The organism is Shewanella sp. Sh95 (assembly GCF_001308045.1).
Lineage (GTDB): Bacteria > Pseudomonadota > Gammaproteobacteria > Enterobacterales > Shewanellaceae > Shewanella > Shewanella xiamenensis.
Window position 1 is genome coordinate 1 of sequence record NZ_LGYY01000078.1, and the last position, 22345, is coordinate 22345.

The window sequence follows — 22345 nt, forward strand, 5'->3', positions numbered from 1 at the left end:
AAGATAGCGCATACGTTTGCGTGCACTTTTCTCCGATTTTACTAAGGCTGCGATGTGGGGATTATTCATATTTTGTATGATTAAAAACTGATGACCAATTAGATCACATAATTAATATAATTGGTATAATTTTTCGCCTCATACGGAATATAAACAGAGAGCCCCTCATTGCTCCGTTTTCTTCATTCTCCAACACCTTTAGCATCATTCATTTAAATGGTTACTTGGTCTAAATACTGTAGTGCATTGAGACCCCTTTGATTTTTGTCCTTATAGGACTAATCAGTAAATTTAAAGCTTGGACTCTTTGTATGCTCGTTTAAGGGTGAGTCAGAACCTTATTGTTAGCCCATTTTTGCTTTTGGTTTCATCTTGGCTGGTATCTTCATTCCGTCATTTCTCCTCAATAAAAATCTCTGCTTTGCCGTTTCATTAACGAATATTCATTTTATCGGTCGTTCACTAAGGATCCCTCAGACACTTGCTGCTGATTTTATGTAAATTGGTCTTACCAATTTACATTCGTCGATTAAATTTGTTATCAATGCAGATGTTGTGTGGTTGTTAATTTAAAACGCGAATGTTGGTTAAGGGCGAAGGAGGTAGGGCAGTGAAAGGGGAGCTAACGCAACAGTTATTAGACGCTGTTGGCATCATGTTATTGGGAATGGGGCTGGTCTATTTATTTTTAAGTGTATTGATATTAGCTGTGAATCTGGTTGCTAAGTGGTGTCGTGAAGAGCACAAAGCAGTAGAACCGTTAAAGGTCAATGATGCGAGCTCAACTGGAGCCGCAAGCACTTTAGATCCTAAATTGGTGGCTGCGATCAGCTTAGCCGTCCGGCAGTATCGTTCTCAGGCTCAATAATGGAGCGCCATATGAACCGAGTAAATTCGATTGTGGCGCCTAAGCCATTACAGTTAACCGATGTCGTCTTGAGGGATGCACATCAGTCTATTTTAGCGACGCGTTTACGCCTCGATGACATGCTTCCGATTGCACCTTTGCTTGATAAAGTCGGTTTTTGGTCGCTTGAGTCTTGGGGCGGAGCGACCTTCGATGCCTGTATCCGTTATTTAGGTGAGGATCCTTGGGACAGGATCCGCGAGCTGAAAAAGTTGATGCCCAATACGCCTCAACAAATGTTATTGCGTGGTCAAAATCTATTGGGTTATCGCCATTATGCCGATGATTTAGTGACACGTTTTGTCGAGCGTGCGCATGCCAATGGTGTCGATATCTTCCGTATCTTTGATGCGATGAATGATGTGCGTAACCTAGAGATGGCAGTTAAAGCGGTACGTGATGTCGGTGGGCACGCGCAAGGCACAATTTCTTATACAACTAGCCCTGTTCATTCGGTTGATACTTGGGTTGATATGGCAAAGCGTCTTGAGGACATGGGCTGCCATTCGCTGTGTATTAAAGATATGGCGGGCTTACTCAAGCCTATGGAAGCTTTTGAGCTTATCAGCCGCCTAAAATCACAAACTCAACTCATACTATCTCTGCATAGTCACGCGACTACAGGGCTGAGTACGGCGACCTATCAAAAGGCTATTGAGGCGGGGGTCGATGTGCTCGATACCGCCATTTCTTCCATGAGTCAAACCTATGGCCATACCGCAACTGAAACGGTAGTCGCTATGGTGGAAGATACTGAACGTGCAACAGGCTATGATCTTGTATTACTTGAGGAGATTGCCGCTTATTTTCGTGAGGTTCGCAAAAAATACGCCAAATTCGAAGGTGCGCTAAAGGGGATTGATTCCCGTATTCTACGTGCTCAAGTCCCTGGGGGCATGCTGACAAACATGGAGAGTCAACTCAAAGAGCAAGGTGCACTAGATAAGATAGATGCGGTGCTGGAGGAGATCCCTCGGGTACGCCAAGATTTAGGTTTTCTGCCTTTGGTCACGCCAACCTCGCAAATTGTCGGCTCGCAGGCGGTTATCAACGTACTGATGGGCCAAAGATACCAATCGTTAACGAAAGAGACTGAAGGTGTGTTAAGGGGCGAATATGGCGCTACGCCAGCGCCAGTGAATTCAGAGTTGCAGGCAAGAGTACTTAATGGGCAGGTGGCGATCACCTGCCGTCCTGCGGATTTACTCGTACCAGAGTTAGACAAGTTGCGTACGGAGTTATTATCAAAGGCGAAGGGGCAAGGGATTAATCTCGTCTTAGAGAGTAAAGAAAAGTCTTCGGACGATGATTTACTTATTTATGCGCTCTTCCCGCAGATTGGCTTACAGTTTTTAAAGCACCGTCACGATCCAACCGCCTTTGAGCCAAACCCTGAATTTGCGCCAATGTTATTAGCTACGTCGCGTGAGACTGAAACCTATACCGTCACGGTTGAGGGGCAAACTTATGTGGTTGAGGTTGCCGAGGGCGGCGAAATTAGTCAGATCCAACCTCAAGGACAGGTAGCTTCGCAGCTTAATTATGCCCCTTCTTCTCATTCAAACAGTGCTCCATTGGCTCAATCCGCTGAGATTAAGCTGAAGATGAGTGCGCCGCTATCGGGCAATATCTTTAAAGTGCATGTCGGGATTGGCGACAAGGTTTGCGCCGGCGATGTGGTGATCATCCTTGAGGCGATGAAAATGGAGACAGAGATCCGCGCTCAGTGGGATGGTGTTATTACCCATCTCTTTGTGAAAGAAGGTGATTCGGTTGTCGTGGGTTCTCAATTATTGGCCTTAGCCTAGGAGTCTATATGGATGGTTTACTTGCGTTTTGGGCCGAAACGGGCATAGCCCATTTTACCGCAGGGCAGGTCTTAATGATGGCCGTTGGCATGTTGCTGTTGTACCTCGCTATCGTGCGTGGATTTGAGCCTTTGTTGCTGTTGCCTATTGGCTTTGGTGCACTGCTGGCGAATATTCCCAACGCAGGCTTTACCGAAGAGGGAGGAATACTCTACTACGCCTATCATGTGGGGATTGAAACCGGCGTTTTTCCACTGCTGATCTTTATGGGAGTCGGAGCACTGACAGATTTTAGTGCGCTGATCGCCAACCCAAAAACCTTATTACTCGGCGCGGCGGCGCAGTTTGGGATCTTCGCGACCTTAATTGGCGCTATCGCCCTAAATCTGGTGCCAGGCTTTGAATTTACTATGCAGGATGCCGCCGCCATTGCCATTATCGGTGGGGCAGATGGACCGACAGCAATTTTCCTCGCCTCAAAGCTTGCGCCCGAATTACTTGGAGCGATTGCTGTGGCGGCTTATTCCTATATGGCGTTGGTGCCTATTATTCAGCCGCCGATCATGCGTTTACTCACAACCCAAGCGGAGCGTGAGATAAAAATGGAGCAGCTACGGGAAGTCAGTAAAAAGGAGCGGATTATTTTTCCGCTGATGGTATTAGGCTTAACCATTCTGTTTTTACCCGCGGCAACGCCACTGGTAGGGATGTTTTGCCTGGGTAACTTAATGCGCGAATCGGGCGTGGTGGATAGGCTTTCAAAAACAGCACAAAACGAGCTGATTAATATCGTGACGATTTTTTTGGGCTTAGCTGTCGGCTCTAAATTATCGGCCGAGCAGTTTTTGCGGGTAGAAACCTTGGGGATCTTAGTACTTGGTGCCCTTGCTTTTGGTATAGGTACTGCCGCAGGAGTGTTGATGGCAAAACTGATGTGTAAGTTATCCGGCGGTAAGGTTAATCCGCTGATTGGGGCGGCAGGAGTATCGGCTGTGCCTATGGCTGCAAGGGTAGTGAATAAAGTGGGATTAGAGGCTAATCAGCATAACTTTCTATTAATGCATGCTATGGGACCGAACGTTGCTGGCGTGCTAGGTTCTGCGGTCGCTGCGGGGATACTACTTGCCGTACTCGGCTAATAAAATAAACGAAACACAGTGTGAGTAGCCCTGTGTGATGGTTATACCACTTACTCAAGCGAGTGGACTAATCGTTATATTGTCTGCCTAAATAACAGATGTGTTGGCGGGCTTTATATCATCAGGCTCTGGCTCCTTTGGCCACACTTTGCATGTTCTTAATCGCGACAGGTATGCACCTAGTCATTAACCTGTCATTTTCAACGGTGAAGCTTAAGAGAAACTTAGCAATTGTCCGGAATAAAATTTATATAATCATGTTGAAAATAGAGGTTTTTTTATTTTATATAAATGATAGGCTAGTAAAAAGTGTGCGCAATAGCACACTTTTTACCGCGTTAATGGAGACGAGATAATGGGCAATGATGATCTTTCAGCGTGTTTAAATGGTGAATATGTCGTTCTAGAGCCTTTGTCGTTATCCCATGTGGCGGCACTTAGCTTAGCGGTCACCGATGGTGAACTGTGGCGTTTATGGTTTACCAGTGTGCCTGAGCCGAGTGAGATGAAAGCTTATGTAATGAAAGCCTTAGCTGAAAAATCCCGTGGGGAAAGTTTTCCCTTTGCGGTGCGAGACAAAGTTTCTGGTGAGATTGTGGGTTGTACGCGCATTTGCCATTGGGAGCGTGAACACCGCCATTTAGAGATTGGTTACACTTGGTATGCTAAGCGCGCCCAGCGCACAGGTATTAATACCGAGGCTAAATTGCTACTACTCACCTTTGCCTTTGAAACCCTTGAGGCCATTGCGGTGGAGTTTAGAACCCATTGGCACAATCAAGCTTCGCGCCAAGCCATCGCTCGTTTAGGAGCCAAGCAAGATGGGGTTTTACGGAATAATAAAATTCTTAAGGATGGCACCATTCGGGACACTGTGGTTTATTCCATTATTGATTCTGAGTGGGCGACGGTGAAACATCATTTAATCTTTCGCTTACAACAGCGACTGGTAGTGTAAGGAATGATAGATGCGTATCGCGCATATCTAATATGAGTAGATATAGCTTGATAAGACGTCAATATGGATATGGACTTAAGGTTGGTTAAGCCGATGGCAAATAGAATCATTCAAGCTAATGAGTCCCACAGTCATGATATTGCTCCTTTATTTAATGAGTATCGGCAGTTTTATGGCTGTAAGGATGATGTAGAGGCAGGTGAGCTGTTTATCCGAACTCGTTTGCATGAAGGGTCATCGGTGATTTTTTTTGCGCGCTCACCTCAAGGTTTAGGCTTGGGTTTTGTGCAGTTATATCCCAGTTTTTCATCCCTTAATTTAGCGCCGATTTTTATTCTGAATGATGTATTTGTCACGCAGCATGCGCGATGTGTCGGGCTAGGTCGGGCGCTGGTACAACGGGCAGCAGACTATGCTCGTAGCCAAGGAGCACGTTATTTAGTGCTCGAAACCCAAAAAGAGAATTTACGCGCCCAAGGGCTTTATGAAGCACTTGGGTTTGTGCGCGATCAACAATTTGTAACCTATGAACTTGAGCTAAATCCTTAGTTTAAGTCGCTTACTCTTAATTACTAATAAAAAGGACAATATCAATGTTAAAAGCTTTTGCTATTGCAGGTCTTATGCTGACGATGAGCCACAGCGTGTTTGCGGATGAAGCCCAACAGGCTCTGGCTAAAGAAGCTATTGAATGTGCAGCCTATTATCAAATTAGCTCTGAAGCGATTGGTGCCATGAATGCCCCACAAATGCAAGCGGTGGGTGAACGCTTAAAAGCGTCTAAAGTTGAAGCCGAAAATCTGGCGAAGAAATACCAGTCAGAAGCCGAGGTGACCCAAGCCGTTGCCGATGCCAAAGCTCGTCAAATACAAAGCTTGGGTGGCTCTAGTAATCTCGGGGTATTGATGGGGAAATATAAAGAAGAGTGTAAAAACTTACTGGCTGATCCTCAAAAGCGTCTCGATTACTGGACAATGGCAACCATGTAACGTGGTTACTATGACTGACGTAAAAACCACCTTCGGGTGGTTTTTAGTTTTTAGCATGCATTACGATAAGGAGCGAAGAGGTCGAGCATCCACTCGATAAATGCTTGCACTTTTAACGGCAAGCTTGGGGATTTAGGTGTGAGTAGGTAATAAACGTATGGGCTGGTAAACGGTGCATGAAAGGGGATGACTAAACTGCCATTAGCTAATTGTTCTTCAATAAAAAAGCGTGGGATCAACGCCGCGCCCATGCCACTGGCAGCTGCCTGACTCAACATGTAAAAATGCTCCACGCCAAAGGTTTGCTCTTGCGTGAGTGTTAAGCCTACCTTTTCAGCCCAATAATCCCAAAGTTCTGGGCGAGTGGTGTGTTTGAGTAAGGTGACATGATTAATATCCTCAATACATTTCAGTTTTGGGGCCAATGACGGCGCGCAAACTAAGCACAGATCTTCATCCATGAGTTTGATGTAATTCACTCCCTTAGGTAGCTTGGTACTACTGCGGATGGCGATGTCGTAGCGCCCTTGGCTGAAGTCAACGGCAAAGTCACCTATCGAGAGATCCACATATAGATGTGGATAACGCGACTTAAATTGCTCCATACGAAGGATTAACCAGTTGATGGTCAAACTTGGTAATACATTGATGGCTAAGGTTTGTGGCCGAGAACCTTGGCTACGCAAATCGGCGGTGGCGCTCGATAAGGTTTGCAGCGCCGCTTGTACATGGGGGAAGTAACGCTTGGCTTCGTCAGTGAGTTCGACTTTTTTATGTAGCCTAACAAAGAGGGCGAAACCTAAAAAATCTTCTAATACCCTGATTTGTTTACTGATGGCGCCATGGGTGACGTGCAGTTCTTTGCTCGCCAGCGTCATACTCTGTAAGCGGGCAGCAGACTCGAATGCCCGTAATGCATTGAGCGGTGGCAAGCTAGTAAACATATCCATATCCGAATCAAGGTGTTTAACAACGGTTTAGTGTGAGCTTTGCTCACACTAGCGCGACAATAACTCCTTTGCATTTATAAGGCAAACGCAGTCTAATGCGAAGCCTTAGCTCCTATAACTCAATTATAAAAATCATGGAATTTGAATTAACTCTACAAGTTGCAGCATTACTGTTTGGCGTGGCGATGGTGGCGGGCTTTATCGACTCTATTGCTGGAGGTGGGGGATTACTGACCATTCCTGCGTTAATGTGGGCTGGGTTACCGCCAGCGGTCGCCCTTGGCACTAACAAGTTACAGGCATGCGGTGGCAGCTTTTTTGCGAGCTTGTACTTTGTTCGTAAGGGATTGGTTGATCTCAAAACTGTCAAACTCGCACTGTTTTGTGCCTTTGTCGGTGCGGCGTTAGGTACAGTGTTGGTGCAGTTAGTGGATACCAAAATTCTTGAATTAGTATTGCCGTTTTTAATTCTCGCCATTGGTTGTTACTTCTTGTTCTCGAAAAAGATTTCGGAAGATGATCGCCACCAAGTCTTAACCCCTACCGCCTTTGCTTTTACTGCCGCGTTAGGTGTGGGCTTGTATGATGGCTTTTTTGGTCCAGGGACTGGCAGCTTTTTTGCGTTGGCATTTGTTACCCTCGCGGGTTTTGGCCTCGCCAAAGCGACGGCTCACGCAAAGGTGTTGAATTTTTCGACCAATATTGCCTCGCTGATTTTTTTCGCTCTTGGCGGAAAAGTCATTTGGTTACTCGGCTTAGTGATGTTAACGGGCCAAGCCATTGGGGCAACCTTAGGATCACGTTTAGTGGTCACTAAGGGCACAAAGATCATTAAGCCCTTAGTAGTGACCATGTCGCTGGCCATGAGTGTGAAATTGCTCGCCAGCCAATACCAGCTGTTTTGATGATGATTTTAGTACGGATCAACTTTCTTCAAGCTGAGCACTGACCTTATTTGCGCTAATGGTGATCTGTTAGCGCAGTCTTCGACCTCTTTGCTGTAAATCTCTCCACTCCCATTGTATTGACTATACTCAGCGGCATTTTTTAGGATAACCTAGCATTTTTTAAAGTGTTTTTAGGGTTTATTGGCGAGTCATTGGGCGAGATTATCCGACAAGCAGCTTTGACAAATAACTTAACGACAAGCATTCCGCGCCATAGCGTTGGCTTAGCATCCATTAAGGTTTAGCAATAATGCGATTTATTCACACCTCAGACTGGCATATTGGCCGTCAGTTACATAATCAATCATTACTGGATGATCAGGCCTATGTACTTGATCAAATTGTTGCATTGGCGCAGCAGCACAGTGTTGATGCGGTGATTATTGCGGGGGATATTTACGATAGATCGATTCCACCCGCCAGTGCCGTCGCTTTGCTTAATGATGTGCTTAATCGCCTTATTAACCAATTGGGTATACAAGTGCTGATGATTGCTGGTAATCACGATGGCCATGAGCGTTTGGGATTTGCTGCTAAACAAATGGCTGCCAGTGGTTTACATATTATTGGGCCGCTACAGGCCGAATTAGTGCCTACTCGTTTAACCAGTGCCAGTGGCGACGCTTACTTTTATCCGCTGCCTTACGCTGAACCTGCTACCGTGCGCCAAGTGTTTGAAACCGATGCCAAAGGCCTTAGCGTATCGAGCCATGAAGAGGCGATGGCGTTATTGCTAGAACAGGTCCGCTCCCATGATAGCCAAGGTTTACCTAAAGTGGTGGTGAGCCATTGCTTTTTGGATGGTGGCAGCGAGTCTGAATCCGAACGGCCATTAAGTATCGGCGGCGCGGATAAAATTTCCCCACGGCTGTTTAGTGAGTTTGACTATGTCGCCCTAGGGCATTTACATGGTCCGCAATACAAAGGCTGCGAACAGGTGCGCTACTCAGGCTCAATCCTAAAATATTCCTTTAGTGAGCAACACCAGCATAAGTCTGTCACCTTAGTGGATATCGCTGCTCATTCTCCCGCTCAAATCCAACTCTTACCCTTAACTGCGCTACGTGATGTGCGGATAATTGAAGGTGAATTGGCACATTTATTAGCCGTAGGGAAAACCGATGCCAAGCGTGAGGATTATTTAATGGTGCGTCTGCTCGATAAACACGCCATTTTAGATGCCATGGGCAAACTGCGCAGTGTTTATCCCAATGTGCTGCATTTAGAACGCACCGGATTGATGGCGGGCGATCAGGCGGTGGTGCTCAATCGAGATCATATAAAAAAAGGTGAAATGGCCATGTTCCGTGACTTTTTTGCCCAAGTCTCGGGGGATGAATTAACGCCGGCGCAGCAGGCGGTGATGGAGGATATCCTAACCCAGCTTCATCGAGACGAACTTGAACGCAGCGAAACACATCGTGACGTAAAAGAGGAGCAGGCAGAATGAAGCCACTACAACTTTCCATGTCGGCTTTTGGCCCGTTTGCTTCGACTCAGACCATTGATTTTACTGAACTTGGTGATAATCCGTTATTTTTGATCAACGGGCCAACTGGCGCGGGTAAAACGACTCTGCTCGATGGTATCTGCTTTGCGTTGTATGGAAAAACCACCGGCAATGAGCGTGAAGGCAGCCAAATGCGCTGCGATATGGCCGATGATAATCTGCTTACTGAAGTGACCTTTAGTTTTAAATTGGGTAACACTGCTTATCGTATTCGCCGAGTGCCCGAACAGGACAGACTCAAAAAGAATGGCGAGGGTTCGACAGTCCAAAAGAGCGAGGCGCAGCTGTTTAAGATCGCTCCCGATGGTACTGAAACCCTATTAGTCGCCAGTAAAGTCTCAGAGGCAACGGCTGAAATTGAAGCGTTAACGGGCTTAGACGTAGAACAATTCCGTCAGGTTATGGTGCTGCCACAGGGGAAGTTTCGTGAATTACTCATGGCCGACTCTAAGGCGCGTGAGCAAATTTTTAGTCAATTATTTCAAACCCATATCTATAAACGTATTGAAGATATCTTAAAGGCAAAGGCGGCCGACATCCGCGGCTTAGTAAAAGAGCAGCGTGCGCGTCGCGATGGCATTCTACAAACCGCTGAGCTAGCGAGTGACGACGAGCTTGCCGCTGAATTTAGTCGAATAGAACCCGAATTGGCGGCCGCTATCGCCGCGAAAGAACGTAGCACGGCGGCGCATCTACAGGCGTTAAAACAGCATGACAGTGCGCAGCAACGTTTTGCTGAATTTACCCGTTTAAGTGAATTGGAATCCCAAGCCACTTTGCTTCATGAACAGCAAGCCGATATTGTAGCGCAAACGGCTCGCCTGAATGTGGCAAAGCAAGCGCAGCGTCTAAAGCCCTTATTAGATAATGCGTTATCGAGGGAACAGGAAGCGACAATTGCTAATGATCAGCGCAGCCATGCCCAAATGGCTCTCGATACGGCAAAGCTTGCGCTTGCCAAAGCTGAGATCGAAGCGCAGGAACTTATTCCCCTTGAACAACAGCTGCGCGATTTTGATCAACAACATAATCAACTCAGCACGTTAGTACCGCAGTTGGCAGAATTTTCTAGCCTTGAACAAGCTTTATCGCAGGCAAAAGAGATACTGCAACAAACCAAAGATCAGGGGCAAGAGACTAAGACGGCGCTTGTAAGCTTAGTTGATCAGCGCAGCACCTATGAAAATCAATTGCCAGCATTACAACAGCAAAGTGAGCGTCAACTCGCGACCGCACAAGCCTTGCAGCAACAGCGCCACTTACTTGAGTTGTTCAAACAATGGCAACAAATCTGCGCCAAAGTTGCACAAACCGAAGAGGCACTTGTACAAGCAGGATTACAAGGAAAGACGCTGAGCGCGCAGCATCAGGCAGCGCTAAGTGACTATAAGTCTTTACAGCTCAACTGGTTTCAAGGTCAAGCAGCCATTTTAGCGAGGGAACTCAAACTCGATGAACCCTGCCCAGTTTGCGGCAGTATCGAGCATCCTCATCCTGCAACCAGTCATGATCATTTACCAACGGACGCACAGCTGCAAGCTGCGCAGGATGCCGAGGTGAATGCACTCGAACAGCTCAGCAAAGCGAGGGCAGAGTATCGGGGGCTACAAAAACAGTTAGAAGCACAGCAGTCGCAGGCAAATGAACTGGCCTCCTCGCTGGGGGATACGGTTGAGTTACCACTTGAATCGCATGTCCATCGGCTTGAGGAATTAACACGCCAAGCAAAACAAGCTGAAGTCGCCACCCAAGCATTGCAGCAGTTACAGCAGCAAATCAAAGCGTTGCAGCAGCAAGAGTTAGCATTGACGCAACAACTAGAGCTTGAGCGTGAGCGGTATCATCAACAAGAAGGTGAAGTGGCGCGTCTATCCGGTCAATTAGCGGAAAAAGCGCTTCGGATCCCTGACGAATACCGCTCGCTTACTGCGTTAAATCAAGCGATTAATGATAATCAACGGCAGCTTGAGAAGACTCGTGAGCAGATTCATGCTCTTAGAAACTCACTAAAGCAGGCATCTGAGCATTGTGTGGCGGCGCAAACGGCGCTAGAGGCGGCGATACAACGATGTTATAGCGCAGATGAGCAGCAGGCTTTGGCCGATGGTGACCTTAACTCACAACTGCATTTAGCGGGTTTTACTGATAGGGATGCATTAAGGGCGGCATTATTAGCCGATGAACAAATTCAAGCGTTGGGCGAGCGTATTGAAACCTATCATCGACAGTGCGCCTTAAATCAATCACAGCTTGATCAGCTAAGAACTGAGCTTAGTGATGTCAGCGTGCCCGACCTTGATGCCCTAGAAGCCATGCTCGCAGAAAAGCACCAACAACTTAATCTCGCTGAAGCTACATGGAGCCAACTTAATACACGGTTCTCTTTGCTTAAACAAACTCAAACACAGCTCAGTATTGTCGATCAAAAAGCGAAAGCCCTTGAGGATGAATACGCCATTATTGGCACCTTGGCCGATGTGGCCAATGGCAATACCGGCAACAAGATTTCTCTGCAACGTTTTGTATTAAGCGTATTACTCGATGATGTTTTACTCGCAGCAACTCAGAGATTACACCTGATGAGTAAAGGTCGTTATCGATTACTGCGTAAAGAAGACAGAGCGAAGGGAAATAAGGCATCAGGGCTTGAGCTTGAAGTCGAAGACGCTTACACCGCAAAAGTGCGTCCCGTGGCAACCTTAAGTGGTGGGGAGAGTTTTATGGCAGCTTTATCTATGGCGCTGGGTTTATCAGACGTGGTGCAAGCTTACGCCGGTGGGATAAAACTTGATACGTTATTTATCGACGAAGGTTTTGGCAGCCTAGATCAGGACTCCCTTGAACTTGCCATCCGTACCTTAATGGATTTGCAATCGGCGGGTAGGATGATCGGCGTGATATCTCATGTTTCTGAGATGAAAGAGCAGATAAATACCCGAATAGATCTGTTGAAAACCTCCCATGGGAGCGAAATCAAGGTGATTTTGCCTTAGTGTCAGTTAAAGGGATTAATTGTTTATTTAACTTATTGTTTTAATTGTGATTGAAGACGTTATTTTGTGCTATTTAACATCTGGATACAGAACGCACAATCGATTTAAAGTGCCAACTGACGCATGTTTTTGGGAAATAGTGCTGTTAAAGTGCAAAATAGCGTTTGTCATAATCGGTTTTTTGGGATAAGTTGGGAAAATTCGGGCTTCCCTAGGCGGGACTGGTTCAAAAATATAACGCAAAAACGATAACAAAAGGTGAAAGCGTTGCAGACAGGCAAACCCAATTTGGCTAATTTTCCGCAAATTCGTTTGCAGAATTTATCTTCAGCCCATAAAAATATTCTCCTTGTAGGTGGTTTATTGATCGGTGCGGCGATGTTAATGCCGAATGCTAATCATGTCGTACCCACAGCACAACGAATTCCCGTAGCTCTCGACATTGAAACTGTTTTACCGCAAGTTTCTGAGCCTGTTGATTCTACCACTGTTATTGACAATACCCCTGATTTTGAGCGTGTTATTGCCTCCGGTGATACTCTAAGCGCTTTATTCTCTAAGGCGGGTGTTGACCAGCTAACGATGTATAAAGTACTAGAGGCCGATTTAAATATTTTGGCACTCGATACTTTATTACCTGGGAACCGGATTCAGTTTTGGCTCGATAATGATGGCCAACTGCAAAAGTTGGAGCTTTATTTTAACGCCGCACGCCAAGTCGTATTTACTCGTTATGAAGATGGTAGCTTCAACGTTGAAGAAATTAACGTTGAAGGCGTTTGGCAAAACCGCATTATTACTGGTGATATTAAAGGCTCATTTTACGTATCGGCTCAAAAAATGGGCTTAGCGGCAGCTGATATTCAGCGGATTGAAGATTTACTCAAAGAAAAAGTGAATTTTGCACGGGATTTACATGCAGGAGATAAATTTTCTGTTTTGGTAAATGATCAATATGTTGAAGGTGAAGCAACCGGTAGCAGCCAAATATTAGGCGTTAGCATTAAAACTGGGCGTTCAGAAATCAGTGCCTTTCAGCATACTGATGGCAGTTATTATGATGCAAAAGGGCGCAGTTTAGTGCGTGCTTTCCAGCGTATTCCATTGGCTAAACAGCCTCGCATGAGTTCACGTTTTAACCCTGCTCGTAAACATCCGATCACTGGCCGTATTTCTCCCCATAACGGTACTGATTTTTCTGTCCCTATTGGTACTAAGGTTATAGCGCCTGGTGATGGTGTGGTGAGTTTAGTAACGGATCACCAATTTGCAGGTAAATATATTGTGATTGAACATGGTGGTAAATATAGCACCCGCTATTTACACCTTTCAAAGGCATTAGTGCGTAAAGGCCAGAGAGTCACACGTGGCCAAGTGATTGCTTTATCTGGTAATACTGGGCGTTCAACTGGTCCGCATTTACATTATGAATTCCATGTAAACGGTAAACCCGTCGATCCAATGAAAGCCGATATTCCTATGGCAAGCCAATTAGCAAACCAAGAATTGCGTAGCTTTACGAATATGGTCAATAGTCGTCAGTCGTTGATGAATTTAGGTTAATTCATTTTCGTTTGTCCCGTTCTGAGTATAAAAACGCCGATGAATACTGATTCATCGGCGTTTTTATTTCTATTGAGTGTGCCTCAGCAACTAAATGATTTGAGTGGTGTATTTGTCAGGCTTTTTGTTGGGTTTGTTGTTTAGCTGCATATGCTTGGATAAGACTGCTTGCTTAAATTTGATTAAATTTCGCCCTTGTTATCGGTATTTAAAATAATAAATCGAGCCACTTTAGGCTTTAGTGAGCGTACAGGTATTGATTGAATGACGTGTGAATAGCGAAGATAGCTAGCAGAAAATATCTAACCACTCTTACTTTGAGATATCTTCAAATTTATTTAATCAAGATCGATAAACAATATTAACTTGCCTGGCGTTTCTGCATCGCTTTTAACGCACATTTACATAGACGCCCCTTTAATGCAGGACATCCTCCACAGGGAGACTTTTTATAAGGACGAAGTGCAAAGCTTCGCTCTGTCGGTAAGGGGGAAATACGTTTGATGGCTGCAAAGGATAAAAATTGTGCATCATTTGCGGCATTAAAATGCGCTTTGGCTAATTTTAATTGCTGCTTACGGGCTGCTTTATCAAGATCTTGAATGTGTTGTTTGGTAATATACTCAGCCAATAATTGATTTAAGTGCTTGCGTTGTGCTTTTTTACTTTTGGCCGCAGTCGTCTGTTTTATTGGTTCCGCTGAGAAAGATGATTTTGCAGCATAGTTAACTGATGCCGCATAGGATAATGTTGCCTGTTGCTTTTGCAGTTTCTTGGCTTGTTTCTTACACCATTTTTCTAGCTTTCTACCAATATTTTGCGTTTTCATACAGCCTAAGTACGTGACAGATAATACATGACTATTCTAAATGAAAACTATTATCAGTCAACTCTTGGGTCAATAAAAATAAGTACTCAAACTGAGTCTATTGAGTGCGCGATATAAGGGGATTGATTGGCATCAATACAGGTCAGCAGTAAGCGCAGATCAAATTCAAATTGGTGGTAATCTGGTTCCATATAAGTACACAGATTATAAAAAGCTTTATTGTGATCCTTCTCTTTTAGGTGGGCGAGTTCGTGCACCACTACCATTCGTAACAAAGGTTCAGGTACACGTTTTAAGCGAGAAGATATACGAATTTCATTCTTCGCTTTGATTTTGTTACCTTGCACTCTAGATACGTAGGAATGTAAGCCAAGTGCATGATGACTCATGCTAATTTTGTCATCAAAGATCACTTTCGATAGGGGAGAGGATTGGCGTAAAAACTGATTTTTTATCCCTTGGGTATAGTCGTAGAGGGCTTTATCGCTGCGGATATGATGAATGTGCGGATGACGGCGAAGCAATACTTCCCCAAGCTTGCCACTTTGTAAAAGCTGTTCAACTTGGCGTTGGATATCTAGGCTATAACCACTGACATATTTTAGGTTTTGCATGATGCTTGCGACATGTAAGAGGCTTGGCGCTAAGTGATAGCGCCAAGCAAGAGCACTTAAGCTTTACCAAAAATATGGCGATTTTGCTGAGCGTAGGCAGCCTCAAAGGCGGGTTGTTGGAAGCGTTTCAGATCTAAGCTATCAAAGTCTACCTGAGGTGGATTGCGCTTATTTTGTTCCTTGATCGCCACTGGAGATAGCAAGGTTACAGGCAGCTCGCCTAATTGAATTGCGGCTTCGAGTTTGAAGCTAGTAGCAGAACCTGCCAGTTTGCCTTTTTGCTCACGCTCAATAATGACAATTTCATCGATCTTGTAATCTTCCATCAACTTATGGAAAGCAAAATGAAACTCACGAATTGCCTCCGTCGATGCCGACTGTGCAATGCTAAAAGACACTTTACGGCAGCTGGGTACGTTGAAGGTTTCACCTTCGTAACTGAGCAGACTGATGATGGCTTCGCCACCTTTTAATTCAACACCACAAATTCGCATGTTACACCTTTAACTATTTCAAATTACTTATGTATCGCCGGAAGAATCGCTCCAGCGAGTCACTCATTTTGAGCGCTCAAGTTTCACGGACTTGAGCTATCTTTTGCGTTATTTTTAGATCTCGTCGTCATTATCTTGTAGCAGTTGTGCCGCAGGTTTTTTGCGCATTGGCGCATCACCGACATCAACACCCGTGATAAAGCGTTTATCACGGGATGGCGCTGCTTTAACAAGGTGCGACTTAGGTTTAGATTTGGCTTTGGTGTTTGCCTTTACTACACCTTTAGTCGCGACGGACTTTGGCTTTTCTTTTAGACCACTAAATTTAGCTTCGAGCCCTTTAATTACACTGATTTCGAAGGTTTTTCTTAAAAAAAGTTGTACTTTTTTAAAGTTATCCCAATCCTTAGGACCAACTAAGGAGATTGCGTCACCTTTGGCTCCCGCGCGGCCAGTGCGGCCAATGCGATGAACATATTCTTCGGCAAATTTGGGCATGTCGAAGTTAATGACTAAGGATACATTCAGTAAGTCTAAACCACGGGATGCCACATCTGTGGTCACCAATATTTGCTGATGACCACGGGCAAATTGGTCCATGATCTGGTTACGTGCCGTTTGTTTTAACTCGCCACTTAAGGCGGCTGTTGCAAAACCTTGAGCCGAGAGCTTAGCGGCTAACCGCTCTGTATCGGCACGGGTGGCGGTAAAAATAATCACTTGCTTGTGCGATTCATCCGTCAGTAAACGACTGAGTAGGGCTTCTTTATGATCTAAATGATCACACAGATAAATTCGCTGCGAAATATCCTGATGTTCACTGTGGGCCGTGCCGATTGCCACATGTAATGGATTTCTAAGTAATGCCGCCGCAATCTCATTGATTTCACTATGATCTAAGGTTGCTGAAAACATTAAGGTCTGACGACGTTTATGATCGGCCGCCTCGTTGATAGCTTTTAACTGTGGCGCAAAGCCTAAATCCAACATACGGTCGGCTTCGTCCAAAACTAACAACTCTAATCCATTGAGGAATAAGTTTTTTTGTTCTAAGTGATCAGCGATTCGGCCTGGCGTTGCAACAATAAAATGCGGCTCTTTTGCCAGCGCTTTAGCCTGATCGTTAAAGTTTTCACCGCCCAATACACTAATCGCTTTATATTGGGTATTGGCCACCAATAAGCGTAACTGACTGTACACCTGATGGGCTAATTCGCGGGTCGGTAATAAAATTAATACTCTAGGGTCGCGCTTACTGAGGGCGCGGGTGGAGATAACCCTTTGCAATGCGGGCAGCAAAAATGCCAAGGTCTTACCTGACCCAGTCTTTGATGATGCCATTAAATCTTTACCTGCCAATGCGATAGGTAATGCTTGTTCCTGGATGGCGGTTGGGGTTGCAATCCCCATATGCTTTAAGCTTTGTAACAGACGCTGGTCCAGAGAAAAATCAGTAAACTGCAAAGGTATATCCCCTAAATCTGAGTGAGGGCAGATTATAGCGCTAAATCACTATGGTCAGCTATCTTGATTGGGCATAATCTTGCGTAATCATCTAAATAGCCACTTATTTGCTTGGCTTGTGTCACGCTCGATATTTGCACCGAGTGCTATGTTTAGCCAAATTGGCTATGAACTTACAGGATATCAAGCGACGATGTGGTTACTCTCTGCCCAAGGGGATAAGGCCGAGCGTAAACCATATAAATGTATCTAATGACTGGCTAGCGTAACGGTTTATGTTGTCTAATGATTGACAACACTTTGGCTGGAATTTAGCTTTTTCACGTCATAGCGCTTCTTTAAATCATCGATTTATTAAGGGAATTTATTATGAGTAAGGGGACAACTCCGACGATCGGTATTGCCTTAGGCAGTGGTGCAGCCAAAGGTTGGGCGCATATTGGCGTACTCAATGGGCTTGCCGCCATGGGAATTAAACCCGATAAGGTCGCTGGATGCTCAATCGGCGCCCTTGTTGGCGCTGCTTATGCCCATAATCATTTAGCGGAACTTGAAGAGTGGGTGCGCAGCTTCTCTAGTTGGGATGTGTTGGGACTGATGGATATTCGTTGGCGTAAAGGTGGGCTAATTGGCGGCGAAAAAGTATTCGATGTGCTGCAATCGCGGATTGGTGATATCAATATCGAGGATTTAGAGCGTCCCTTTGCGGCCATTGCTACGGATCTGTATTCAGGTCAGGAAATCTGGTTTCGCCATGGTGATTTACGCCAAGCCGTACGGGCCTCTTGCTCTATGCCTGGGATATTAGCGCCTGTCCGTCAAGGTGAGCGTTGGTTGGTGGATGGTGCAGTTGTTAATCCTGTCCCCGTTTCGGTGAGCCGTGCTATGGGGGTAGATATTGTCATTGCCGTTGATTTACAAGGTTTTCATACTGGTCGATTACAAGTTTTACCCGTTAATATGACCAGCCATCGGGCACCTAAAGATGAAACCCAAATGCCCGCGCGCCAAGAAACGGGTTTTATGGATTTATTCGCCCGCGGGCGAGAATATGTCGGTAGCTTAACCGATAAGTTTTCCCTAGGGACTAAATCTAATCCCGGTATGATTGCGGTGATGTCCCAGTCGATGAGTATTTTAGAGCAGCGGCATAAACGGGCGCGTTTAATGGGTGACCCTCCCGATATCTGTGTTGTACCCGAAGTCGCGAATATCGGCACCATGGAGTTCCACCGAGCAGCTGAAGCCATTGCAGCAGGTGAAGACGCCGTGGCAAAAGTGGCACATTTAATTGAAGCGGCGATCTGGAAAGGCTAAAAATGTCAGGATGAATTTATCTGTTAATTACGATATGACACTACTTACTGCTTGATTGGCTTAGTTTTTGCTTTAAAACGATTAATCAGTATTAGACGCCGAATTATTGACGATGAATTCTCTTTTAAATGCCCTTAATCTAAATCGTAGCAGTGCCGCTGAAGCTTATGGCCTGAATAGCAAAAAGACGGAGACAGGTAAAACTGAATCGAGTACGGAGTCAAACTCCTCAGCCAAAGAACCCCCTAAGGTTGATACTAAACCGAGTGACGAGATAGCGCTGTCACCACGGGCACTGCGAGCACAAAAAATTCAGGCCATGTCGAAAGACTTTTTTGCTGATGGCAAATTTAGCGTGGCTGAGATACCCGCTTTAGTCTCGCGGTTACAAAAAGACGGTATTCTTTCCGATGCACAGGTGGAACGGCTCTCGCAAAACGGCATTAGTTTGCCAAGCCAAAGTACCAATAAGCAGTCTTTGCAGGATTTTATCGATGATGAGCTAAAGTCTTTGGCTGAAAAATCGCCTAATAGCCCGATGATCAACACGTTAGTTGATGCTAAAAATGTGTTAAAAAACATGGATGATGCCCAGTCGCCAGTGCTGGCACAAAAGGCGACTAAAGTGTTTGGTCAATTAACGGATTATTTGAATAGCAACCCCACCATGAGCGATAGTCAAAAACAGTTATGGCAGGGACTTAAATCAACGATGCAGGTGGCTTCATCCATGGGGATGCAGCAATCAGCGTTGGGACAATTGAGCAGTTATCTTGCCTTAGCTAAGCGCTAGTCTTATTTACAATATTCTTTCAAAAACAATAGACTTTGGCTTCTGGGTCAAAGTCTTTTGTCATTATTAGCGCCATTTCCTGCGTCTACTATCTTGCTTTAGCATCAAGGTCAAGGCCTAAAACTGAGATCATTGGGTTTGGCAGCAGTTCTTATTTGTTCTTTTTATCCATCGGATAAATCATGATCTGGATCATGGAATTTTAGGTGTCGATGCCGCTTAATTGCCTACATATTGTGTTGATAGATTATTTAATCACTATATATAGTGTTAATTTTAATCGGGATGGAGAGGAATTAAACAATGCCAGTCGTGATCAAGCGGGATGGTTGCCGCACACCTTTTGATGAAACAAGGATAAGAGATGCAGTGGTCGCTGCTGCAAACTCGGTTGGGATAGAGGACGCAGATTATGCCGCGACGGTAGCCGCTTGTGTGAGAGAACGAGTGGCGAATATGGCAGAAGTTGAAATCCACCATCTACAGGATGCGGTTGAAAACCTATTGATGGAAGGCCCTTATAAATCATTGGCACGGGTCTATATTGAATATCGTCACGACAGAGACATTTGCCGCGATGCTACCAGTAAGCTCAATCTTGAAATCCGTGGTTTAGTCGAGCAGAGCAATGCCGCGCTGTTAAATGAAAACGCCAATAAAGACTCTAAAGTGATCCCAACTCAACGGGATCTGCTGGCGGGCATCGTGGCTAAACATTATGCCAAGAGCCATATTCTGCCTAAGGATGTGGTGGCTGCGCACGAAATCGGTGAGATCCACTATCACGATCTTGATTACTCGCCCTTTTTCCCGATGTTTAACTGTATGTTGATTGATTTGGCGGGCATGTTGACCCATGGCTTTAAGATGGGCAATGCCGAAATTGAGACCCCAAAATCGATCTCTACCGCTACGGCCGTGACGGCGCAAATTATTGCCCAAGTGGCAAGCCATATCTATGGCGGCACCACGATTAATCGTATTGATGAAGTGTTAGCGCCTTTTGTGGCCAAGAGTTATGACAAACATTATCAAGTGGCACTGAATTGGCAGATTAAAGATGCTAAAGCCTATGCCACTGCTCAGACTGAAAAAGAATGCCACGATGCTTTCCAATCCCTTGAATATGAGGTGAATACCTTACATACCGCTAATGGACAAACCCCGTTTGTGATCTTTGGTTTCGGTCTAGGTACTTCGTGGGAGTCGCGTTTAATTCAACAATCGATGCTGAAAGTACGCATGGCGGGGTTAGGTAAAAATCGTAAAACAGCGGTGTTCCCTAAATTGGTGTTTGCCATCCGTGATGGTATTAACCACAAAGTCGGCGATTGCAATTACGATGTAAAACAAATGGCCCTTAAATGCGCCAGTATGCGCATGTATCCAGATATTTTGAACTATGAGCAAGTGGAAAAAGTGACGGGGTCGTTTAAAACCCCTATGGGTTGCCGCAGCTTTTTAGGTTCCTATAAAGAAAATGGTGAACTCGTCCATGAAGGGCGCAATAACCTTGGCGTTGTTAGCTTAAACTTGCCACGTGTTGCGCTAGAAGCGAATGGCGATGAGGCTGAGTTCTACCGTATTCTGGATGAGCGGCTATTACTTGCCCGCCGCGCATTAGATACGCGTATCGAACGGTTAAACGGAGTGAAAGCCAGAGTTGCGCCGATTTTGTATATGGAAGGTGCCTGTGGCGTGCGCTTGCGTGCCGATGATGATATCGCCCAAATCTTTAAAAATGGTCGGGCATCGATTTCATTAGGTTATATCGGTTTACATGAAACCATTAATGCGCTCTATGGCACTGAAACCCATGTGTTTGATGATGCTAAGCTTCGTGAAAAAGCGGTGGCGATTGTTGCGCACCTTAAAGCGGCTACCGACGCATGGAAGGCCGAAACGGGTTATGGATTCAGCCTTTATAGCACCCCAAGTGAGAGTCTCTGCAGTCGTTTTTGTAAGCTCGATGCGCGCCAGTTTGGTGTGGTTGCGGGTGTAACCGATAAGGGCTATTACACCAATAGCTTCCATTTAGATGTGGAAAAGCACGTGAATCCTTACGATAAAATCGATTTTGAGCAGCCATATCCCGCCATCGCCAATGGTGGTTTTATTTGCTACGGCGAATATCCTAATATGCAGCACAATATCGAAGCGCTCGAAAATGTCTGGGATTACAGCTATAGCCGTGTACCTTACTACGGTACTAACACGCCGATTGACGAATGTTATGATTGTGGTTTTACCGGCGAATTTAGCTGTACTAGTAAAGGATTTACTTGCCCTAAATGCGGCAACCATGAGCCAAGTCGAGTGTCTGTTACGCGCCGTGTGTGTGGTTACTTAGGCAGTCCCGATGCCAGACCGTTCAACCATGGTAAGCAAGAAGAAGTGAAGCGTAGGATCAAACACTTGTAACATTTTTGCCTTGTTGTGTTTGTTACACTGATATCAGCACAGTCGCTTAGCATGGGACTGTGCTTTGATTTTTAGCCAGTCTGGCGCTCCTTGTATTTCGTATTGGACTTATACAATGAACTATCAGCAATATTATCCCGTTGATGTGGTCAACGGCCCAGGCACTCGGGCCACCTTATTTGTTTCAGGCTGTGAGCACCAATGCCGTGGTTGCTATAATCAAAGTACTTGGGATGTGCGCTCTGGCCATTTATTTGATAAGGCAATGGAAGATAATATCATCGCCGATTTGCAGGATACGCGAATCGTTCGCCGTGGCTTATCACTCTCTGGCGGCGATCCACTTTTACCCGCCAATCTTGAGGGGATTTTGGTGCTTGTTAAGCGCGTCAAAGCTGAATGTCCCGGTAAAGATATTTGGCTGTGGACGGGCTATGTATGGAATGAATTGAGCGATAAACAGCGTGCGGTGCTGGAATATGTAGATGTGCTGGTGGATGGCAAATTTGAGCAAAATCTTGCAGATCCGAGCCTTCCATATCGAGGTAGCAGTAATCAGGTGATCCGTTTCTTATAAAAGCGGTAACGAGGATCGCTAACTTGCTGCTATAATCCCACACCTTGACACAGTGACCCAGACAAACAGGCC

The 22345-nt window shown here is 45.4% G+C and carries 20 protein-coding genes; 15 read left to right on the forward strand and 5 right to left on the reverse strand.

Features of this window, described 5'->3' with window-relative positions; all coding sequences use genetic code 11:
• Positions 1-580 precede the first annotated feature (580 nt).
• The 6 genes from AEA42_RS05480 (at position 581) to AEA42_RS05510 (ending at position 5801) form a co-directional block, all read left to right on the forward strand.
• The gene (locus tag AEA42_RS05480; RefSeq protein WP_055647192.1) at positions 581-868 is read left to right on the forward strand and encodes an OadG family transporter subunit; all 288 of its coding nucleotides are present in this window, start codon (positions 581-583) and stop codon (positions 866-868) included.
• An 11-nt stretch (positions 869-879) separates the two neighbouring features.
• The gene (gene oadA / locus AEA42_RS05485) at positions 880-2715 is read left to right on the forward strand and encodes a sodium-extruding oxaloacetate decarboxylase subunit alpha (protein WP_055647193.1); all 1836 of its coding nucleotides are present in this window, start codon (positions 880-882) and stop codon (positions 2713-2715) included.
• 8 nt (positions 2716-2723) lie between these two features.
• Positions 2724-3854 carry a sodium ion-translocating decarboxylase subunit beta gene (locus AEA42_RS05490; RefSeq protein ID WP_055647194.1) on the forward strand — a complete coding sequence of 377 codons (1131 nt, stop codon included), beginning with the start codon at positions 2724-2726 and terminating at the stop codon, positions 3852-3854.
• Between the two features lie 355 nt (positions 3855-4209).
• Positions 4210-4812, forward strand: a complete 603-nt coding sequence (locus AEA42_RS05500; RefSeq protein WP_055647196.1) for a GNAT family protein — start codon at positions 4210-4212, stop codon at positions 4810-4812.
• A 93-nt stretch (positions 4813-4905) separates the two neighbouring features.
• The gene (locus AEA42_RS05505) at positions 4906-5361 is read left to right on the forward strand and encodes a GNAT family N-acetyltransferase (RefSeq protein ID WP_037419745.1); all 456 of its coding nucleotides are present in this window, start codon (positions 4906-4908) and stop codon (positions 5359-5361) included.
• A 44-nt stretch (positions 5362-5405) separates the two neighbouring features.
• Complete coding sequence (locus AEA42_RS05510; RefSeq protein WP_037419558.1) at positions 5406-5801, forward strand: hypothetical protein; 396 nt, start codon at positions 5406-5408, stop codon at positions 5799-5801.
• 50 nt (positions 5802-5851) lie between these two features.
• Here AEA42_RS05510 and AEA42_RS05515 read toward each other — a convergent pair whose 3' ends face one another.
• A complete protein-coding gene (locus AEA42_RS05515; protein WP_055647197.1) occupies positions 5852-6745 on the reverse strand; it encodes a LysR family transcriptional regulator in 894 nt (297 codons plus the stop codon).
• Between the two features lie 140 nt (positions 6746-6885).
• Between AEA42_RS05515 and AEA42_RS05520 the strand changes: the two genes are divergently transcribed.
• From AEA42_RS05520 to AEA42_RS05535, 4 genes are all read left to right on the forward strand, one after another.
• Entirely contained in the window at positions 6886-7656 is a 771-nt protein-coding gene (locus AEA42_RS05520; protein WP_055647198.1) for a TSUP family transporter, read from the forward strand.
• A 292-nt stretch (positions 7657-7948) separates the two neighbouring features.
• On the forward strand, positions 7949-9148 hold the full coding sequence (locus AEA42_RS05525; protein ID WP_055647199.1) for an exonuclease SbcCD subunit D: 1200 nt from the start codon (positions 7949-7951) through the stop codon (positions 9146-9148).
• Positions 9145-12201, forward strand: coding sequence for an SMC family ATPase (locus AEA42_RS05530; RefSeq protein WP_055647200.1), 3057 nt, complete (start codon positions 9145-9147; stop codon positions 12199-12201). Before AEA42_RS05525 ends, AEA42_RS05530 begins: the two co-directional genes overlap by 4 nt.
• A gap of 267 nt (positions 12202-12468) precedes the next feature.
• Positions 12469-13764: a peptidoglycan DD-metalloendopeptidase family protein gene (locus AEA42_RS05535; protein ID WP_037419574.1), complete on the forward strand. Its 1296-nt coding sequence runs from the start codon at positions 12469-12471 to the stop codon at positions 13762-13764.
• A gap of 361 nt (positions 13765-14125) precedes the next feature.
• Here AEA42_RS05535 and AEA42_RS05540 read toward each other — a convergent pair whose 3' ends face one another.
• From AEA42_RS05540 to AEA42_RS05555, 4 genes are all read right to left on the reverse strand, one after another.
• Positions 14126-14593: a hypothetical protein gene (locus AEA42_RS05540; protein WP_037427304.1), complete on the reverse strand. Its 468-nt coding sequence runs from the start codon at positions 14591-14593 to the stop codon at positions 14126-14128.
• Between the two features lie 86 nt (positions 14594-14679).
• Complete coding sequence (locus AEA42_RS05545; RefSeq protein ID WP_037427302.1) at positions 14680-15207, reverse strand: M48 family metallopeptidase; 528 nt, start codon at positions 15205-15207, stop codon at positions 14680-14682.
• A 56-nt stretch (positions 15208-15263) separates the two neighbouring features.
• Positions 15264-15701 carry a DUF3010 family protein gene (locus AEA42_RS05550; protein ID WP_037419582.1) on the reverse strand — a complete coding sequence of 146 codons (438 nt, stop codon included), beginning with the start codon at positions 15699-15701 and terminating at the stop codon, positions 15264-15266.
• Positions 15702-15815: 114 nt separating this feature from the next.
• Positions 15816-17165, reverse strand: coding sequence for a DEAD/DEAH box helicase (locus AEA42_RS05555; RefSeq protein WP_055647201.1), 1350 nt, complete (start codon positions 17163-17165; stop codon positions 15816-15818).
• Positions 17166-17244: 79 nt separating this feature from the next.
• Here AEA42_RS05555 and AEA42_RS22145 point away from each other — a divergent pair, with 79 nt between their 5' ends.
• The 5 genes from AEA42_RS22145 to nrdG all read left to right on the forward strand — a co-directional run bounded on the left by AEA42_RS22145 (position 17245) and on the right by nrdG (position 22273).
• Positions 17245-17418 carry a hypothetical protein gene (locus AEA42_RS22145; protein WP_156312309.1) on the forward strand — a complete coding sequence of 58 codons (174 nt, stop codon included), beginning with the start codon at positions 17245-17247 and terminating at the stop codon, positions 17416-17418.
• 116 nt (positions 17419-17534) lie between these two features.
• Complete coding sequence (gene rssA / locus AEA42_RS05560) at positions 17535-18482, forward strand: patatin-like phospholipase RssA (protein ID WP_055647202.1); 948 nt, start codon at positions 17535-17537, stop codon at positions 18480-18482.
• 112 nt (positions 18483-18594) lie between these two features.
• Positions 18595-19275 (forward strand): hypothetical protein, encoded by a 681-nt coding sequence (locus AEA42_RS05565; protein WP_037427297.1) that lies wholly within the window; start codon positions 18595-18597, stop codon positions 19273-19275.
• A 303-nt stretch (positions 19276-19578) separates the two neighbouring features.
• Entirely contained in the window at positions 19579-21696 is a 2118-nt protein-coding gene (nrdD, locus tag AEA42_RS05570; protein ID WP_055647203.1) for an anaerobic ribonucleoside-triphosphate reductase, read from the forward strand.
• A 115-nt stretch (positions 21697-21811) separates the two neighbouring features.
• Positions 21812-22273 (forward strand): anaerobic ribonucleoside-triphosphate reductase-activating protein, encoded by a 462-nt coding sequence (nrdG, locus tag AEA42_RS05575; RefSeq protein ID WP_055647204.1) that lies wholly within the window; start codon positions 21812-21814, stop codon positions 22271-22273.
• The last annotated feature ends 72 nt before the right edge of the window (positions 22274-22345 follow it).

Excerpts from the sequence above, each read along its gene's own strand:
- AEA42_RS05565 (WP_037427297.1), top strand. The coding sequence starts at position 18,595 with ATGAATTCTCTTTTAAATGCCCTTAATCTAAATCGTAGCAGTGCCGCT.
- AEA42_RS05510 (WP_037419558.1), top strand. The coding sequence starts at position 5,406 with ATGTTAAAAGCTTTTGCTATTGCAGGTCTTATGCTGACGATGAGCCAC.
- AEA42_RS05490 (WP_055647194.1), top strand. The coding sequence starts at position 2,724 with ATGGATGGTTTACTTGCGTTTTGGGCCGAAACGGGCATAGCCCATTTT.
- rssA (WP_055647202.1), top strand. The coding sequence starts at position 17,535 with ATGAGTAAGGGGACAACTCCGACGATCGGTATTGCCTTAGGCAGTGGT.
- AEA42_RS05550 (WP_037419582.1), bottom strand. The coding sequence starts at position 15,701 with ATGCGAATTTGTGGTGTTGAATTAAAAGGTGGCGAAGCCATCATCAGT.
- AEA42_RS05530 (WP_055647200.1), top strand. The coding sequence starts at position 9,145 with ATGAAGCCACTACAACTTTCCATGTCGGCTTTTGGCCCGTTTGCTTCG.
- AEA42_RS05540 (WP_037427304.1), bottom strand. The coding sequence starts at position 14,593 with ATGAAAACGCAAAATATTGGTAGAAAGCTAGAAAAATGGTGTAAGAAA.
- AEA42_RS05520 (WP_055647198.1), top strand. The coding sequence starts at position 6,886 with ATGGAATTTGAATTAACTCTACAAGTTGCAGCATTACTGTTTGGCGTG.
- AEA42_RS05480 (WP_055647192.1), top strand. The coding sequence starts at position 581 with ATGTTGGTTAAGGGCGAAGGAGGTAGGGCAGTGAAAGGGGAGCTAACG.
- nrdG (WP_055647204.1), top strand. The coding sequence starts at position 21,812 with ATGAACTATCAGCAATATTATCCCGTTGATGTGGTCAACGGCCCAGGC.
- AEA42_RS05545 (WP_037427302.1), bottom strand. The coding sequence starts at position 15,207 with ATGCAAAACCTAAAATATGTCAGTGGTTATAGCCTAGATATCCAACGC.
- AEA42_RS05515 (WP_055647197.1), bottom strand. The coding sequence starts at position 6,745 with ATGTTTACTAGCTTGCCACCGCTCAATGCATTACGGGCATTCGAGTCT.
- AEA42_RS05525 (WP_055647199.1), top strand. The coding sequence starts at position 7,949 with ATGCGATTTATTCACACCTCAGACTGGCATATTGGCCGTCAGTTACAT.
- oadA (WP_055647193.1), top strand. The coding sequence starts at position 880 with ATGAACCGAGTAAATTCGATTGTGGCGCCTAAGCCATTACAGTTAACC.
- nrdD (WP_055647203.1), top strand. The coding sequence starts at position 19,579 with ATGCCAGTCGTGATCAAGCGGGATGGTTGCCGCACACCTTTTGATGAA.
- AEA42_RS05505 (WP_037419745.1), top strand. The coding sequence starts at position 4,906 with ATGGCAAATAGAATCATTCAAGCTAATGAGTCCCACAGTCATGATATT.
- AEA42_RS05500 (WP_055647196.1), top strand. The coding sequence starts at position 4,210 with ATGGGCAATGATGATCTTTCAGCGTGTTTAAATGGTGAATATGTCGTT.